The sequence below is a fragment of the Streptomyces sp. NPDC087906 genome, assembly GCF_055584925.1.
In genome coordinates this window covers 205288-224303 of the sequence record NZ_JBVJLC010000006.1, presented here as the reverse complement: position 1 = coordinate 224303, position 19016 = coordinate 205288, and the positions used below count along the sequence as shown (strand labels likewise).

Here is a 19016-nt window from a genome sequence, read left to right as displayed (position 1 = left end):
TGTGTGAGTGTGTGCGGCGGATAGCTGGGGCGGGTGGTCTGCGGTTACCGCGCCTGGGCGTGGTCCACGAGCGCGCGCAGCGCCGTGAACCACGTTTCGGCCAGGTCCTGTACGGCGTCCTCGGAGAGCACCCCGTCCGGCCACGACCAGTGGGCGGCGAGCACGGGCCCGTCCGCCCTGTCCTCGGTGACGACGTTGATGCTCAGGGCGTGTCCTTCGCGCATCGCCGGCTCGGGGCCGATGTCGGCGTCGTCCTCCTCGGGTGCGTACGACCAGTCGGTGGCCTCCGGGATCCCGAAGCGGCCCAGGTAGTTGAACTCGATCTGCGGGCTGTCGGCTGCGGCGAGCACCGGCGCCGTACGGGGGTTGAGATACCGGAGCAGACCGTAGCCGAGGCCGCCGGACGGCAGCGCGGCGAGATGCGCCTTGACGTTCGCGAGGGCGTGTCCGGCCGAAGGGCCGCCGGACAGCGCGTCGGTGAGATCGACGGCGCCGGGGTCGAGCCGTACCGGGAAGACGCTGGTGAACCAGCCGACGGTACGGGACAGATCGGCGTCGTCGGCCACGTCCTGGGAGCGGCCGTGGCTCTCCACGTCGACGAGTACGGCGCTGGGCGCGGTGTCGCCGTGCCGGGTCCGCCAGTCCGCGACCGCGAGGCCGAGGCCGGTGAGCAGCACGTCGTTGACGTCCGCGCCGAGCGCCGCGGGGACGGCCGACAGCAGCGGGCCCGTCCGGTCGGCGTCCAGCCGCAGCGCCAACTCCCGTACGGTGCTTGCCGTGTCGACCTCCGGGTCGAGCGGCCGGGTGAGCGGGAGCGGTTCGACGCCGGCCAGCACGCCGGTCCACAGGGGCAGTTCGGCTTCCCGCGCCGGAGCGAGGGCCTGGTCGGCGAGCAGCCGCGACCATCGGGCGAACGACGTCTCGACGGGGGCGAGTTCGGGTGTGCGGCCGGCTTCGACGTCCTGCCAGGCCGCGGCCAGGTCGGGCAGCAGGATCCGCCAGGAGACACCGTCCACGACCAGGTGGTGCGCCATCAGCAGCAGCCGTCCCGGCCGGTCTCCCGCGTCGAACCAGACGGCCTTGACGACGTCGCCCGCCTCGGGGTCCAGCTCCGAACGGGCGGCCCGCGCACGTTCGGCGACCGCCTCGCGCAGTGCGGCGGCGTCGAGTCCCGTCACGTCGGCGCGTTCGATCCAGGTGCCGGTGTCGACCGTCCCCGCCGCCGGGACGTCGAGGGTCCACTCGCTCACGGTCCGTACGAGCCGGGCCCTGAGCAGGTCGTGCCGGTCGGCCAGCGCCCGCAGCACGGCGGCGAGCTTGGGCCGGTCGAGCGCGGCCGGGGTCTGCACCAGCGCCGCCTGGTGGTAGCCCTGGAAGGGGCCGCCGAGTTCGCGCAGCCAGTGCATGACCGGGGTCAGCGGGATGCTGCCGGTGCCGTCGTCCGGTGTGCGTGCCGCCCCCGTCAGGTCGGCGGGTGTGCCGGCGACGGCGGCGAGCGCGGCCACCGTACGGTGCCGGAACACCAGCCTCGGGGTGATCCGGATGCCCGCTGCCCGCGCCCTGCTGACCAGTTGCATGGCGACGATGCTGTCGCCGCCGAGCGTGAAGAAGTCGTCGTCGACCCCGACCTGCGGCAGTCCGAGGACGTCGGCGACGACCTCGCTCAGCCGCTTCTCCAGGTCGGTGCGCGGTGCCCGGCCTGTGGAGGCGGCGGTGAAGTCGGGGGCGGGCAGGGCCTTCCGGTCGAGTTTGCCGTTGGCGAGCGACGGGAGCCGGTCCAGCAGGACGACCGCCGCGGGGACCATGTAGTCGGGGAGCAGCGCGGCGACATGGCCGCGCAGCTCGGCGGGGTCCGGCGCGTGCCCGGCGGCGGGCTGGACGTACGCCACGAGCTGGGTGCGCGGGCCGTCCTGACGGGCCGTCACCACGACCTGCCCGGTGTCGCTCCGGTCGGCGAGTACGGCCTCGATCTCGGCCGGTTCGATACGGAAGCCGCGGATCTTGACCTGGTCGTCGGCCCTGCCGAGGTAGTCGATGCGTCCGTCGGCCGTCCAGCGTGCCAGGTCGCCGGTCCGGTAGAGCCGGGATCCGGGCGGCCCGAACGGGTCGGCGACGAACCGCTCGGCCGTCAGTGCGGGCCGGCCGAGATAGCCGCGCGCCAGTCCGCCGCCTGCCAGGTACAGCTCGCCGGTCACGCCGGGCGGTACGGGGAGGAGGGCGTCGTCGAGGACGTAGGCGCGGGTGCCGGCCACCGGCCGTCCGACGAGGGGCCGTTCGCTGTCGCGTACCCGTGCGACGAGGGCGTCGACGGTCGACTCCGTCGGACCGTACAGGTTGTACGCCTCGGTGCCGCGCAGCCCGCCGAGCCGGTCCCACAGCGCCTGCGGTACGGCTTCCCCGCCGACGCCGACCACGGCGAGCGGGCAGGTGTCGCCCTGGACGAGGCCGGTCTCCGCCATCTGGGCGAAGAAGGACGGTGTCACTTCGAGGAAGTCGAAGCCGTGCTCGACCACGGCCGCCGCCAGCAGTTCGGGGTCGCGGCGGGTCTCCTCGGAGACCACATGGACGCAGTGGCCGTCCAGCAGCCACAACTGGGGCTGCCAGGAGGCGTCGAAGGAGAAGGACCAGGCGTGCCCGGCCCGCAGATGGCGCCGTCCGGTGGCGGCCACCGCCGGTTCGTACAGGGTCGCGCGGTGGCTGTGGAAGAGGTTGCCGACGGTCTCGTGCGTGACGACGACGCCCTTGGGCCGTCCGGTGGAGCCGGACGTGTAGATCACATAGGCCGGGTGGCGCGGTTCGAGCGCGGCCGTGCGGTCGGCGTCGGTGAGGTCGGTGGCGTCCTGCGCGGCGAGCCTGGCGAGGGTGTCCGGGTCGTCCGTCAGCAGCACCGGCACAACGGCGGTACCGGGCGGTGCGCCGGGGAGCGCGCCGGCGAGTTCCCGGGTGGTGAGCACGGCGACCGGCCGGGCCTCCGCCAGGATCTCGGCGGTGCGCGCGGGCGGTGTGTCGGGGTCGAGCGGCAGATAGGCGGCGCCCGTCTTCTGCACGGCGAGGATGGCCAGCAGCGTTCTGGCCGTACGGGGCAGCGCCAGGGCGACGATCCGCTCGGGGCCTGCCCCGTACCCGACGAGCAGCCGGGCGAGCCGGTTGGCCTCGGCGTCGAGTTGGGCGTAGCTGAGTGCCAGCCCGTCGGACGCGACCGCCGGGGCCTCGGGCGACCTGCGGACCTGCTGCGCGAACAGCTCGGGCACGGTGGTCGCGGGGGCGGGTGCCGGACGGTCGTGCGGGCCCGCCACGAGCAGCGCGCGTTCGGCGCCGCCGAGGAGGTCGACGCGGGTGAAGCGGGTCTCGGGGTCGGCGGCGACCGCGCGCAGGATCCGCAGCAGCCGTTCGGCGAACGTCTGGGCGGTGGCGGGGTCGAAGAGGTCGGTGCTGTACTCCAGCACCCCGTCCACGCCGCCGCCTTCGGCCTGTTCCACGAAGTCGAAGGACAGGTCGAACTTGGCCGTGGTCTGGCCGACCTCGATGCGCCGCGAGTGCGGTCCCGGCAGGCCCGCGTCGTCGCCGCCCGCGGCCAGATAGACGACCATCACCTGGAACAGCGGGTGGCGTGCGAGCGACCTGGCGGGGTTCAGCACGTCGACGAGACGTTCGAAGGGCACGTCCTGGTTGTCGAAGGCGGCCAGGTCGAACTCCCGGACCCGGCCGAGCAGTTCACGGAAGGTCGGGTCGCCGGACGTGTCGGTGCGCAGCACGAGCGTATTGAGGAAGAAGCCCACCAGGTCTTCGAGCCGCTGGTCGGTGCGCCCGGAGATGGGGCTGCCCAGCGGGACGTCGGTGCCCGCGCCGAGCCGGGTCAGCAGCGCGGCGACGGCGGCCTGGACGACCATGAACATACTGACGTCGCAGGACCGGGCAAGCCGGCGCAGAGCGTCGGCCAGTTCGGGATCGAGCGACAGGTCGGCGGCGCCGCCCCGGTAGCTCGCCTCCGCCGGGCGCTGCCGGTCGGCGGGGAGCGCCAGCTCCTCCGGGAGGCCGGCCAGTGCCTTCTCCCAGAAAGCGATCTGACGGGCCGTCAGGCTCGCCGGGTCCTTCTCGTCGCCGAGCACCTCGCGCTGCCACAGCGTGTAGTCGGCGTACTGGACGGGCAGCGGCGCCCAGTCGGGGGCCAGGCCCGCCGACCGCGCGGCGTAGGCGGTGCCCAGGTCGCGGGTCAGGGCCAGGTCCGACCACTCGTCGCCGGCGATGTGGTGCAGCAGGACGAGCAGTACGTACGCGTCGTCGGCCAGGTGGAACAGGGTCACCCGCAGCGGCGGCTCACGGTCGAGTTCGAAGCCGTGGTCCGCGGCCTGTGCCAGCAGTCCTGCGACGGTGTCCTCGGTGGCCGGGACCGTCACCACCGGGATCGTGGTGTCGGCGGGATCGAGGATCTGCTGGTAGGCCCGTCCGTCCTCCTGGGGGAAGACCGTGCGCAGTGTCTCGTGCCGGGTGGCGAGGTCCTGTACGGCGGCGCGCAGCGCGTCGGCGTCGAGGGTGCCGGTCAGCCGCCACGCCGCCGGGATGTTGTAGGTGGGTCCCGCGCCTTCCACCTGGTAGAGGACCCAGAGCCGGCGCTGCGCCGAGGACAGCGGCAGCCGTTCGGGGCGCGGCCGTGCGGTCAGTGCGGGCCGGGCCTCGGGTGCGGCGCCGAGCCGTTCGGCGAGCCGGGCGACGGTGGGGGCGTCGAAGACGGTGCGCAGCGACACCTCGGCGGCGAGCGCGGTCCTGATCCGGCTGACCAGCCGCATGGCGAGCAGGGAGTGGCCGCCGAGGGCGAAGAAGTCGTCGTCGACACCGACCTGCGGCACACCGAGGACGTCGGCGAACTCGGCGCACAGGATCTCCTCGCGCGGGGTACGCGGTCCGCGCCCCGCCACCGGCGCCGGCGCGTCGGGCACGGGCAGTGCCGCGCGGTCGAGCTTGCCGTTGACGGTGCGCGGCAGGGACTCCAGGGTCACCAGCGCGGCGGGGACCATATGGCCGGGCAGCGAGGCGGCGGCGTGCGCGCGCAGCTCCGCGTGGTCGGGGGTGCGTCCCTGCGCCGGTACGACGTACCCGACGAGCCGCTGGGCGCCGGGGGTGTCCTCACGTACTACGACGGCCGCGGTCGCGACGTCGGGGTGGGCGGTGAGCAGGGACTCGATCTCGCCGAGTTCGATGCGGAAACCGCGCAGCTTGACCTGGTCGTCGGTGCGGCCGAGGAATTCGACGGTGCCGTCGTGGCGGCGCCTGGCGCGGTCCCCGGTGCGGTACATCCGGGTGCCCGGCGCGCCGAACGGGTCGGCGGTGAACCGCTCGGCTGTCAGGCCCGGCCTGCCGAGATAGCCGCGGGCCAGACCTTCGCCGGCGAGGTACAGCTCGCCCGCCACCCCTGCGGGGACCGGCCGCAGGACGGCGTCCAGCACATGGGCGCGGATGTTGCCGACCGGCGCGGCCCAGGGCCGCTGCCCGTCCCGTACGTCGCCGCCGTGCAGGCCGTAGGCGTCGACGGCGCACTCCGTCGGACCGTACAGATCGTGCACCACGGTGTCGGGCAGCGCGCACAGCCACTGCCACAGGGGCGCGGGGGTGGCTTCGCCGCCGACGGCGAGGACGGCGGGCGCGTGCCGGCCCGCCGCCAGGAAGCCGTGGTGGATCAGCTCCCTGAGGTACGTGGGCGTGAGGTCGACGAAGTCGATGCGCCAGGTGTCGAGATGGCCGACGAGGGCGGCCGGGTCGGTCATGGTGGTCTCGTCGGTCACATGCAGTTCGTGGCCCGCGAGCAGCCACAGCAGCGGTTCCCAGGACCCGTCGAAGCTGAAGGACGCGGCGTGCACGGCGCGCAACGCCCGTCCTTCGGCGGCCCGTTCGGCGGGGGCGATCAGGTCCTGGTACTGGGCGGCGAAGAAGTTGCTCAGTCCGCGGTGGGTGCCGATCACGCCCTTGGGGGCGCCGGTGGACCCTGAGGTGAAGATGACATAGGCGGCGGATTCGGGGTGCGCGCGGTGCGTCGGGCCATCGGGAACCGTGTCCGGTACGGGTACGGGCTGCGGCCCGTCGTCCAGCAGCAGCCGCTCGTGTGCGGTGTCCGGCAGCTTCGCCGCGAGGGCGCGGGTGCTGAGCACACACAGCGGGGCGGCGTCGCCCAGCATGAACTCAAGCCGGTCGGCCGGGTATTCGGGGTCGAGGGGCAGGTAGGCGGCGCCGGTGGCGAGCACCGCGAGGATGGCGGGAACCAGCTCGGCCCGGGGCAGCGCCAGGGCGACGACCTCGCCAGGGCCCGCGCCGTGTCCGCGCAGGATCCGGCTGAGCGTGTCGGCGCGTGCGGACAGCTCGGCGAAGGTCATCCGGCCGGCGCCGGTGACCAGGGCGGTGGCGTCCGGTGTGCGGCGTACCGTATCGGCGAACACCTCGGGCACGGTGCGTGGTTCGACGGGCCGGGCGGTGTCGTTCCACGTGGTTCGGGCCGCGACGCTCTCGGCTTCTGTGAGGATCCGCAGGTCGGCGACGGGCCGGTCGGGGTGCTCGGCGATCTGTGCCAGCAGTGCCAGCAGCCGTTCGACCAGGGCGTCGGCCGTCTCGCGGTCGGCCAGGTCGGTGGCGTATTCGAGCAGCAGGCCGATGGGGTGCTCGGGACCGTGGTCCACGAAGGTGAAGTCCAGGTCGAACTTGGCCATGCCGGTGTCCATGTCGGCCCATTCGGTCGCCAGGCCCAGCATGGCCTGGTCCCCTTCGGGTCGGTGGTGGTAGCCGAGCATGACCTGGAAGAGCGGGTTGCGGTCGGCAGCGCGTGCCGGGTTGACGGCCTCCACCACCCGGTCGAAGGGCAGATCCTGGTGCTCGAAGGCGGCCAGCGCCGACTCCCTTACCCGGGCGAGGAGTTCACCGAATGTCGGCTCCCCCGACAGGTCCGTGCGCAGGACGAGTGTGTTGACGAAGAAGCCGACCAGGTCGTCGGTGGCCGCGTCGGTGCGGCCCGCGATGGGTGCGCCGAGGGGGATGTCGTCACCGGCGCCGAGCCGGTGCAGCAGGGCAGCCGTCGCCGCCTGGAACAGCATGAACATACTGACGCCGCGCTCGCCCGACAGGTCGCGCAGCGCGCTGCCGACCTCGGTGGGCAGCGTCCCGCGTACGGTCCCGGCGCGTCCGGTCGCCGTGTCGGCGGGCGGGCGCGGCCGGTCGAGGGGCAGGGTGAGATCGTGGGGCAGCGCGCGCAGGGCCTCGGTCCAGTAGGCGAGTTGCCGCTCCCCCACGTCGGCGAGGAGCTGCTCCTGCCACAGGGTGTAGTCGGCGTACTGGACGGGCAGCGGTGCGAAGCGCGGCGGCCGGCCGGCGGCGCGCGCCGCGTAGGCGGCGTTGAGGTCGGCCAGGAACGGCCGGTCGGACCACTCGTCGGTGGTGATGTGGTGCAGGACGACGGCCACCACGTGGTCGGCGGCGCCGCACCTCAGCACCTCGGCCCGCAAGGGCAGTTCGCGGCTGAGGTCGAACGGGCGGCGCTGGGCGGCGGTGACGAAGGCGGCCAGTTCGGCGTCGTCCTCGCCCGCGCGGTCCGTGACGGTGAAGGGGACCTGGGCCTCGTCGGCGGGGACGATCCGCTGGTACGGCTCACCGCCGTGCTCCTCGAACCGGGTGCGCAAGGACTCGTGCCGCCCCGCCACATCGGTGAGGGCCGAGCGCAGCGCGGCCAGGTCCAGTTCGCCGCGCAGCCGGAAGACCAGCGGGAAGTTGTACGCGATTCCGCCGCCGGTGCCGGTGCCGCCGGTGATCTGCTCGACCAGCCACAGCCTGCGCTGCGCCGCCGAGAGCGGGATCCGCTCGGGCCGGGGTGCGGCCGGGCGCAGTGCGGGCCTGGCCGGCCTGCGGTCGCCGGTCCTGGCGGCGAGCAGGGCGGGGGTGGGTGCCTCGAAGAGGTCGCGGATGGCGAGTTCGGCGCCGAGTTCGGTACGCGCCCGGCTGATCAGCCGGGTGGCGAGCAGCGAGTGGCCGCCGAGGTCGAAGAAGTTGTCGTCGGCGCCGAGGGCGACCAGACCGAGGACGTCGGCGAAGAGCCGGCAGAGCGTCTCCTCCTCGGGGGTCTCGGGGCCGCGCCCCGAGGTGCCGGCCGAGACGGGTTCGGGTTGCGGGAGGGCCCGGACGTCGAGCTTGCCGTTGGCGTTCATCGGCAGCGCGGGCACCACGACGAAGGCCGCCGGGACCATGTAGGCGGGCAGCCGCTCCTTCAGGTCGTCGCGCAGCCGGCGTACGAGTGTCCCGGAACCGCGCGCCGCCGTCGGGGTGTTGGCGTGCGGACGGGTGCGGTCCCCGGGCAGGTAGAGGTCTGCGGTGAGCCGGGGCGCCGAGGCGGCTGCGTCGCGCAGGAACACCGCGTCGTAGCGGCCGAGTTCGTCGGACCAGGTGGTGAGGGTGCGGTAGCCGCGTACCGTGCCGAGCGCCCGGAGCGCTTCGGGCTCCACTCCCCCGGCCGGGGCACCGATGCGCTGCGGCCGTCCCTCGTCGAGGGCGCGCATGGCGGCCAGTTCACCCGTCGTGCGCGCGTCGGGGACCTGGCTCACGCGCAGCCGCTCCGGGCGCTCGTCGTCCAGTTGGGCGGCGAGCGCGTCAGCGCCGGGCCAGCGGACGACGGGGGTCCCGGCGAGGGACAGGGCTTCGGTGTCGTGCCGGTACAGGACGGCGTCGTAGCGGTGCCTGGTCAGCTCGTTCTGGTAGGTCCCGGTCTTGGTGCGCAGGTCGACGCCGTAGCCCAGGGTGGTGAAGTAGTCGGGATCGACGAGGAGTTCCTTCTCCAGGGCGATGCCCCGGTCGACGGCCCTGCGCAGTGCGGCGGGATCGGTCTCGCCGTCGGCGCGGGCGAGCTGGATCGCGGACTGGAAGACCCGGGCCGAGCGCAGATTGCGGACGTCGCCGACGAACAGCGCGCCACCGGGCGCGAGCAGTGCCATGGCGCCGGTGATGACCTCGGTGAGGTGGTCGGCGCTCGGGAAGTACTGGATGACGGAGTTGATCACGATCGTGTCGAAGAAGTCCTGCGGCAGACCGTCCGTCACATCGGCTGCCTGGCAGCGCAGTTCGACCTTGGCCGCCAGTTCGGGAAGGCTCCGCAGGTCCTGCGCGATCTTGCGGATGACGGGTTCGGCGAAGTCGGTCGCCCAGTACGCCTCGGCGTCCGGGGCGAGTTGGGAGAGCAGCAGCCCTGAGCCGACGCCGATCTCCAGGATCCGGCGCGGCCCCAGTTCGCGGATGCGCTCGACCGTGGCCGCCCGCCATTCGCGCATGTGCGGCAGCGGGATGGGCGCGCCGTCGTACGAGCTGTCCCAGCCGGCGAAGTCCTCGGTGAGGACGGCGGTGCTGATCTCGGTGTACTCGGCGGAGTAGATCTCCTCCCACTCGCCGATCTGTTCGCGCTCCGCCTGCCGCCGTGCGTCACCGGTGAGTTCGGCCGGTACGACATAGCCGGTGAGCCGCTTCGTACCGGGCGCGGCCGGGTCGTCGGACGCGACGACGGCGGCCTGGCCGACCTGCGGGTGCTGGGCCAGTACGGTCTCGATCTCGCCGAGTTCGACGCGGTAGCCGCGCACCTTGACCTGGTCGTCGGTGCGGCCGAGGAAGTCGATGACGCCGTCCTGGCGGCGCCGTACGAGGTCGCCGGTGCGGTACATCCGCTCGCCCGGCAGGCCGTACGGGTCGGCCGCGAACCGTTCGGCGGTGAGTCCCGGCCGGCCGAGGTAGCCGCGTGCCAGGCCCACGCCCGCGATGTACAACTCGCCGGGCACGCCGTCCGGTACGGGACGCAGCCAGCCGTCGAGGATGTGCGCCCGGGTGGCCCGGATGGGCCGGCCGACGGTCGGGGTCGCGCTGTCGTGCGTACCGCCGCCGAGGGTGTTGATGGTGTATTCGGTCGGTCCGTAGAGGTTGTAGCCGTAGGTGCCTTCGGTGTCGCGCAGCCGGTTCCACACCGCTTCGGTGACCGCTTCGCCGCCGAGCAGGACCAGCGGCGGGAGATGGCCTTCGAGCAGGCCCTCCTCGATCAGCAGATGCGCGTAGGTGGGGGTGACGTTGACGACGTCGACCCGGTGGGTCTCGCAGTACCCGACCAGCGCCTGTGCGTCGCGGCGCAGTTCCTCGTCGCAGATGTGCACCTCGTGGCCTTCGACGAGCCAGAGCAGCTCTTCCCAGGACATGTCGAAGGCGAACGAGACGGTGTGGGCGATGCGCAGCCGCCTACCGCCGGCGGCGGCGATGGCGGGGCCGAAGATCTCCTTGCGGTGGTTGAGATGCATGTTGGTCAGGCCCCGGTACGGCGTGACGACGCCCTTGGGGCGGCCGGTGGATCCTGAGGTGTAGATGACGTAGGCCGGGTGGTCGAGGCTGAATTCGACGTGCACCGGGGCGTCCGGCAGCGCCGCCAACTCGGCCTGGACCGCAGGGTCGTCCAGCAGGACGTGCGCGGGCCCGCTCTCGCCGTCGCTCTGCCCGGCGCTCTCGCCCCCGCTCTCCCCCGGCTGTGCGAGCTTCCGTGCGGCGGCGCTCGTGGTGAGGAGCAGCAGCGGGTCGGCGTCCCGCAGGGTCAGTGCCAGCCGGTCGGCGGGGTGGTCGAGTTCCAGCGGCAGGTAGGCGGCGCCGGTGCGCAGTACGGCGAACAGCGCGACGACCATGTCGATGGAGCGGGGCAGGGCGAGCGCGACGACCTGCTCGGGGGCCGCGCCGCGTGCGATCAGCAGCCGTGCCAACCGGTCGCAGCGCGCGTCGAGTTCGGCGTAGGTCAGGGTCCGCTCGCCGAAGACGAGCGCCGTCGCACCGGGAGTGCGGGCCGCCTGCGCCGCGAGCATGTCGGCGATGGTCTCCTGCGGTACGGGCTCCCGGCTCGCCTCGTTGCGCGCCGACAGGGTGCCGCGTTCGGCGGGCAGCAGCGGGTCGAGGCTGCCGATCGGGGCGTCCGGGTCCGCGACCAGCCGGTCCAGCAGCAGGGTGAAGCGGGCCAGCAGGCTCTCGGCGTAGGGGCCGGTGATCAGATCCGGGCGGTGGGCGAGGGTGATCCGGATCTGCCGGCCGGGCGTGACCACGAGGTTGACCGGGTAGTGCGTGGCATCGACGTTGGCGACCGCTGTGGCGCCGTGCCGGTCGCGCAGTTCGGCCAGCCGCTCCTCGGTGTCGGCGTTGCGCAGCACGAAGAGGGTGTCGAAGAGGCGGCGGTGTCCGGTCTCCGCCTGGAGGACGCCGAGTCCCAGGTATTCGTGCGGCATCAGGTCGAGCCGCTCCGCCTGGATCCTGCGCAGCAGGGCGACGACCGGCTCGGCCGGGTCGTAGGCGATGCGCGCGGGGACGGTGTTGAGGAACATCCCGATGACGTTCCCGACGTCCGGCACCTCACTGGGCCGTCCCGCGACGGTGGTGCCGAACACCACGTCGGTGCGGCCGGTCGCACTGGCGAGCGCCAGCCCCCAGGCGGCGTTGAGCACGGTGTTGAGGGTGAGGCCGTGCCGGCGGGCGGTGTCCCGCAGCCGGTCGCTCGCCCCGGCGGACAGGACGGCGTCGAGGCTTGCGGGGATGACCGGTTCAAGTCCCTGCTCCGCGGCGGCCGGTGCGAGCAGGGTCGGCTCGTCGAGGCCGTCGAGGGCCGCGCGCCAGGCGCGGGTCGCCTCGCCGGTGTCCTGGCGGTCGAGCCAGTGCAGGTAGTCGCGGTACGAGCCGGGGCGCGCGAGCCCTTCGGCGGCGCCGCCGCTCTCGTACAGGGCGAAGAGCTGGTCGAGGAAGAGCCAGGCCGACCAGCCGTCCCAGAGGATGAGGTGGCGACCGATGACCAGCCGGTCGCCGCGCTCGTCGCCGAGCCGTACCAGCAGCATGCGCAGCAGCAGCGGGCGGCCGAGGTCGAACCTGCGGCTGCGCTCCTCGTCCAGCAACTCGCGCAGCCTGGCTTCCTGTTCGGCTGCCGGGAGCGCGGACAGGTCGGCCTCGGTGAGCGGGATCTCCGGGTCGGCGACGATGAACTGGACGGGGCGCTGCTGCCCTTCGCTGGTGAAGCCGGCGCGCAGGCTCGGGTGCCGGGCCAGCAGTACCCGCGCCGCCTCGCGCAGCCGGCCGGCGTCGAGCCGGGTGGCGAAGTCGAACGACTCGTGGACGGTGTAGACATCGAGAGCGCTGTCGTCGTAGGTCGAGTGGAAGAAGAGCCCTTCCTGGAGCGGGGCGAGCGGCCAGATGTCCTCGACGGCGCCGGGGGCGGCGACGGCCTCGACGCGCGCCCGCTCGTCGGCGGTGAGGGTGAACTCCGGTGCCGGGGCGGGAGTTTGTCCTGCGTCGGGCAGGGTGGTCGCCGCGGCTGCCAGGGCGGCGGGGGTGCGGTGTTCGAAGATGTCGCGCGGGCTGAGGACGAGTCCGGCGCGGCGGGCGCGGCCCGCGACCCCGATGGAGCTGATGCTGTCGCCGCCGAGGAGGAAGAAGTCGTCGTCCACGGAGACGCCGTCCGCCTTCAGCACGTCGGCGAAGATGTCGGTCATGGTCTTTTCCCTGGCGTCGCGCGGGGCGCGCGCCGGGGCCCGTTCGACCTGCGGTGCGGGCAGCGCCGCCCGGTCCAGTTTGCCGCTGGGGGTCAGCGGGAGCGCGTCGAGCACGACATAGCCGGCGGGCACCATCGGCGCGGGCAGGGTCTCGGACAGGGCTGTCCGCAGCGCGGCGGGGTCGGGGGCGGCGTCCTTCGCGGGGACGACGTAGGCGACGAGCGCGTTGTCGCGTACGACGACCGCCGTCTGCGCCACCTCGGCCAGGCCGGTGAGGGCGGATTCGATCTCGCCGAGTTCGATGCGGTTGCCGCGCAGCTTGACCTGCCGGTCGGTACGCCCGAGGTAGTCGAGCGTCCCGTCGGCGCGCCGCCGGACCAGGTCGCCGGTGCGGTAGAGCCGGCTGCCCGGCGGACCGTACGGGTCGGCGGTGAACCGCTCGGCGGTGAGCGACGGGCGGCGGTGGTAGCCGCGGGCGAGCTGCGGTCCGGTGAGATACAGCTCCCCGGGCACCCCGTCGGGTACCGGCCGCAGGCAACTGTCGAGCACCCGAAGGCCGGTGTTCCACACGGGCCGCCCGATCGGCACGGTGGTGTCCTGCGCGGCGTCGTACCGGTGGTGGGTCACATCGACGGCGGCCTCGGTCGGTCCGTACAGGTTGTGCAGCGGAACGCCGGTGAGGGCGTGCCAGCGGGCGGCGGCGGATCCGGGCAGTGCCTCGCCGCTGCTGAAGACGCGGCGCAGCGATCCGGCCCAGGCGGGGTCGCCGGTGACGTCGTCGGCCTGGAGGAAGGCTTCGAGCATGGACGGTACGAAGTGCAGGGTGGTGACGCGCTGTTCGGCGACGAGCGCCGCGAGGTACGACGGGTCGCGGTGGCCCTCGGGCTTGGCGAGGACGACGGTCGCGCCCTGGAGGAGCGGCCAGAAGAACTCCCACACGGACACGTCGAAGCCGGCCGGTGTCTTCTGCAGCACCCGGTCGTCGGTGCCAAGACCGTACTCGCCCTGCATCCAGGCCAGCCGGTTGACGATGGCGCGGTGCGTGACGAGGACGCCCTTGGGGCGGCCCGTGGAGCCGGAGGTGTAGATGAGGTACGCCGGGTCGTCGGCGGTCGCGGCCCGGCGCGTGGCCAGGGGCGGTGCGGCTGCGGGGATGCCCGCGCGGTCGTCCGGCGCGTCCACGAGCAGCGCGGTCAGCCCCTCGACAACGGGCAGGCGCCCTGCGGCGGCCGTGGTGGTGATCACCGTGGTGGCGCCCGAGTCGGTGAGCATATGGGTGATCCGGTCGGCCGGGTAGTCCAGGTCGACGGGCAGATAGGCGGCGCCGGACTTCAGTACGCCGAGGAGGGCGGCCATCAGCTCTGCGGAGCGCGGTACGGCGACGGCGACGACGGTGTCGGGCCCTGCTCCCGCCGCGCCCAGCCGGTCGGCCAACGCCTCGGCCTGCCGGTTGAGTTGGGCGTAGCTGAGGTGTTCGTCGCCGAAGACGACGGCGGTGGCGTCCGGGGTGCGGGCGGCCTGTTCGGCGAAGGCGGCGCCGAGGGTGGTCTCCGGGACGTCGTGTGCGGCGCCTGCGGAGTGCGCCGCCGCCCGCTCCGCCGGGGAGAGGAGTTCGATGCGGGCGACGGGCTGTGCCGGGTCGTCCGCGATCGATTCGAGGAGGCGGGAGAGCCGGTCGCCGAGGGCGCGGACGGCAGCTCCGTCCAGCCGGTCGGCGTGGTGCTTCAGCCGCAGGTCGAGGCGGCGGCCGGGCTTCACGATGAGCGCGAGCGGGTAGTGCACGGCGTCGTGGAACTCATGGCCGGTGATCCGGACCGTGCCCGAGGGGTCGCGCAGGTCGGCGTCGGCCGGGTAGTTCTCGAACACGACCAGGGTGTCGAAGAGTTCACCGCCGCCTGTATGTCCCGTGGTCCGCTGGATCTCGGCGAGGCCCAGATGCTGGTGGGCGAGGAGCCGCGCCTGCTCGTCCTGGAGCCGGGTCAGCAGCGCCGCCGCCGTCTCTGCGGGCTGCCAGGCCAGCCGGGTCGGCAGGGTGTTGATGAACAGCCCGACCATCGACTCGATGCCGTCGACCTCGCTGTCACGTCCGGAGACGGTGGTGCCGAACAGCACGTCCTGACTGCCCGTCAGCCGCCCGACGAGCAGCCCCCAGGCGCCCTGGACGACGGTGCCGAGAGTGACGCCGTGCTCGCGCGCGCGGGTGACGAGCCGGGCGGTGGTGCGCTCGGACAGTTCGACGCGCACCTGCTCGGGCCGTACGGGTGCGTCCCCCGCCGGGGCCTCGACCAGCCGGGTCGGCCCTTCGAGTCCGGCGAGCGCGTCGCGCCAGGTGTCCCGCGCCGCTGTCCGGTCAAGGCCCGCCAGCCGGCGCAGATGGTCGCGGTACGGCGCGACCTCGGGCAGCGACGGGGTGTCCGAGCCGTAGGACGCCATGAGTTCGCGGTGCAGCACCGGCAGCGACCAGCCGTCGGCGACGATGTGATGGAACGTCAGCACGAGCGCGCTGCGGTCGGCGCCGAGGCGGACGAGCGCGCAGCGCAGCAGCGGCGGCCGGGCGAGATCGAAGGGGACGGCGCGCTCGTCGGCCGCCACCGCTCCGGCCAACTCGCCGCGTACCGGCTCGTCCCGCGCCGTCAGGTCGACCTCGCGCCAGGGCAGTGCCAGCCGCTCGGTGATGATCTGCACCGGGCTGCCGTCGGGCCGCTGCCGGAAGGCGGCGCGCAGCGGGGCGTGCCGGTCGAGGAGCGTCTGCGCCGCACGGCGCAGCGTCTCCCCTTCGACCGGTCCTGCCAGTTCCAGGACCTGCTGGACGGCATAGGAGTCCCGGTGGGACCCGTCGACGAGGGCGTGGAAGTAGAAGCCTTCCTGGAGCGGGGTGAGCGGCAGCAGTTCCTCGATCGCCAGGGGCTCGGCGCCCTGGATCGCGGCGAGTTCGGCGTCCGTGACCGTGACGAGCGGGCCGCTCCGCGGTGCGGCGGCGTCCGGCGACGGTGCTTCGGTGGTCTCGGCGGCCTGGGCGAGCGCGGCGACGGTGCGGTGCCGGAACACATCGCGCGGGGTGAGCCGCAGACCGGCCTTGCGGGCGCCGATCAGCAGTCGGATCGCGGTGATGCTGTCGCCGCCGACGGCGAGGAAGTCGTCGTCGATGGTGACGGCGGACAGCCCGAGGACGTCGGCGAACAGCGCGCACAGCAGCTCCTCGCGGGCGTCCCGCGGGGCGCGGCCGGAGCTGAGGGCGCCGTAGTCGGGGGCGGGCAGCGCCTTCTCGTCGAGCTTGCCGCTGGGGGTGACCGGCAGTCGGTCGAGCGGCACGAAGGCGGCGGGCACCATGTGCTCGGGCAGGGCTGCGGCGGCGTGTGCGCGCAGGGTCTTCATCAGCGCGGTGATGTCGCGGAACGGGGCCGGCCGGTTGGCGTGCGGGAAGTCCAGGCCGGGGCGGTACGGCGCGCGGACGGCGGGTCCTTCGCCGGCCTGGAGGACGATGTCGAGGGCGCCGTCGTCGGCGTGGCCGCTCCAGGTGACGGCCGTCCGGTAGCCGTGCCGGGCGCCGAGCGCGCGCAGGTCTTCGGGGTCGGCCGCCGGGGCGGCTGGGCCGCTGCTGTCGTCCAGGGTCCGCAGGGCGGACAGGTCCTCGGTGAGCCGGGCGTTGGGCACACCGGTGAGCCGCAGCCGATGTGGCCCTGCGGCGAGCAGTTCGGCCAAGGCGTCAAGACCGCCGAGCGCCGACCAGGCCATCTCCCGCTCCTCGGTACCGGGTTCGGCCGTGTCGCCGTCGCTTCCGGGGGTACGGGCGCGCAGGACGACGTCGTAGCGGTAGCGGCTCAGCTCGTTGTGGTGGGCGGCGCGCTTGACCAGGACGTCGGCCTCGAATCCTTCGAGCGCGGCGAAGTAGTCCGGGTCGAGGAGCAACTCCCCCTCCCAGGCCACGGATCGCTCGACGGCCGTGCGCAGGGCGCTCTTGTCGTCGTGGTCGCGCCGGCTCTCGACCGCCGCGCGCAGGGTGCGCAGCAGCCGCTGGTTGCGCACGTCACCGACGAAGATACGTCCGCCGGGTGCCAGCAGCGCGGAGATGTCACGCAGGACGCCGGTGAGGTAGTCGGCGCTCGGGAAGTACTGGGCGACGGAGTTGATGACGACGGTGTCGAAGAAACCGGTGGGCAGCCCCGTCATGTCGTGGGCGGGCTGGGCGCGCAGGTGCACGCGATCGGCCAGTTCCGGTACGGCGTCGACCTGGGCGCGCAGCGCCCGCGTCGCCTCCGGGGAGAGATCGGTGCCCCAGTAGGTCTCGCACTGCGGCGCGAGCCGGGACAGGATCAGTCCGCTGCCGACGCCGATCTCCAGGACCCGTCCCGGGCTGCCCAGTTCACGGATGCGGTCGACGGTGGCGTCACACCATTCGCGCATCTCGGCGACGGGGATGGGCAGTCCGTCGTACATGCTGTTCCAGCCGGCGAAGTTCTCCCGGAATCCGTCGGAACCGGCCGCGCTGTAGAGCAGTTCGTGCAGATCCTTCCACTCTTCGACCTGCTGGTTCTCGTCGCTCCCGCGCCGGGCGTCAAGGGCGGGCACGACATAGGCGGCGAGCCGTCGCAGGCCCGGCTGGTCCTCGCGGGCGACGACGGCCGCCTGACCGACGGCGGGATGGGCGCGCAGGACGGATTCGATCTCGCCGGGTTCGATGCGGAAGCCCCGGATCTTGATCTGGGTGTCGGCGCGGCCGAGGAACTCCAGCCTGCCGTCGGGCTTCCAGCGCACCAGGTCGCCGGTGCGGTAGAGCCGTTCACCCGGCGCGCCGAAGGGGTCGGCGACGAACCGCTCAGCGGTCAGCCCCGGCCTGCCGAGATAGCCGCGGGCGAGACCCGCTCCGCCGAGGTACAGCTCGCCGGGCACCCCGGCCGGGACCGGGCGCAGCCGCGCGTCGAGCACATAGGCGCGGGTGCCCGGGTCGGGGATTCCGATGGGCACGACGGCGCCGGCCGGGATGTCCGGATCGCACAGGCCCAGCGTGGAGTTGGTGGTGGCCTCGGTCGGGCCGTACGCGTTGAACATCATCCGGCCGCGCGCGTACCGGCCGACCAGTTCCGGCGAGACGCGCTCGGTGCCCGCCAGCAGGGTGGCGCCCGGGGGCAGTACGGCGTCGTCGGGCATGGCGGCGAGCAGCGCGGGCGGCAGGATCATGAAGGTGATGCCGTGGGCGTTGGCGTAGTCGGCCAGGGCCGTGCCGGGGACCCGGAGTTCGGCCGGTACGACGACGAGCCGGCCGCCGGACAGCAGTCCGAGGCAGAGGTCCCAGAAGGCGACGTCGAAGCTCGGTGAGGCGAACTGCAGGACGCGGCTGGCCGGTCCGATGCCGAACCGTTCGCTCTGGGTGGCGACGAGCCCGGCGACACCGGCGTGGGAGAGCACCACTCCCTTGGGGCGGCCGGTCGAGCCCGAGGTGTAGATGACGTACGCGGCGTTGAGCGTGGTGAGTGCGGCGCCCCGGTCGGCGTCGGTGGGGTCGTGGGCGGGGCGGTCGGCCAACTCGGCTGCGGTCTCCGGCAGATCGAGCAGGAGGCGCGCCATACCGCCCCGGCCGTCGGGGCCTTGCCGGTCCTCGCCCGCCGGGATGTCGCCGGTGACGGCCGCGGTGGTGACGAGGCAGACCGGCTCGGCGTCGGCCAGCATGTAGCCGATGCGCTCGGCGGGGTAGTCGCTGTCGACCGGCAGATAGGCGGCGCCGGACTTGAGTACGGCCACTTCGGCGACGATCAGTTCGACCGACCGGGGCAGCGCCAGCGCCACCACGCGTTCGGGTCCTGCGCCCCGGGCGATCAGGGCGTGCGCGAGCCGGTTGGCCCGTTCGTCCAGCTCGGTGTAGCTGAGCCGCTGGTCCTCGAAGACGAGCGCGAGTGCGTCGGGGCGCGCCCGCACCTGGTCGGCGAACAGGGCGGGCCAGGTGCCTGCGGGGACGGAGTGCTCCGTCGCGTTCCACTCCACGAGCACCCGGCGGCGTTCGGCGGGGGTGGTCAACTCCAGTTCGGTGACCGGCAGATCGGGGTGGGCGAGGGCGTCGGCCAGCAGTGTGCGGTAGTGGCCCTCGGTGTCGGTGCCGCTCTCCGTGTCGGCGCCGAACGAGGCCCTGACCTCCACGGCCTTCTCGCGTGCGGCGGCCAGCGCCGCCCCTGCCCGCCGGGTCAGTTCGCGGAACGTGGGCTCGTCGCCGAGTTCGACCCGTACCGATTCCGCCCCTTCTCCGAGGGATATGTCCGGTGCCTGGCTGTACCGGTGTCGCAGCGCCACCCGGGCGGCGAGCAGTTCCTCGTCCGTGGCGGTACGTGCCGTCTCCGGCGCGAAGGCGTCGAGCAAGTGCCGCCAGTGGACCAGGACTTCTTCGATACCGGACACGATGGCCGCGCCTCCCCAGCAAGCAGTTCGGTGCCGGCTCGGTGGAGCCGGATTCGAGCCATACTAAGGTAAGGTTTACCTAATTCAACAGGCCGCACCCACCAGCACCCGCACGGG

The 19016-nt window shown here is 73.4% G+C and carries 1 protein-coding gene; it reads right to left on the bottom strand.

Annotated elements, in window-relative coordinates; translation table 11 throughout:
- Window positions 1-44: 44 nt before the first annotated feature.
- The gene (locus ACZ63I_RS19835; RefSeq protein ID WP_469340258.1) at window positions 45-18899 is read right to left on the bottom strand and encodes an amino acid adenylation domain-containing protein; all 18855 of its coding nucleotides are present in this window, start codon (window positions 18897-18899) and stop codon (window positions 45-47) included.
- Between the last annotated feature and the right edge of the window lie 117 nt (window positions 18900-19016).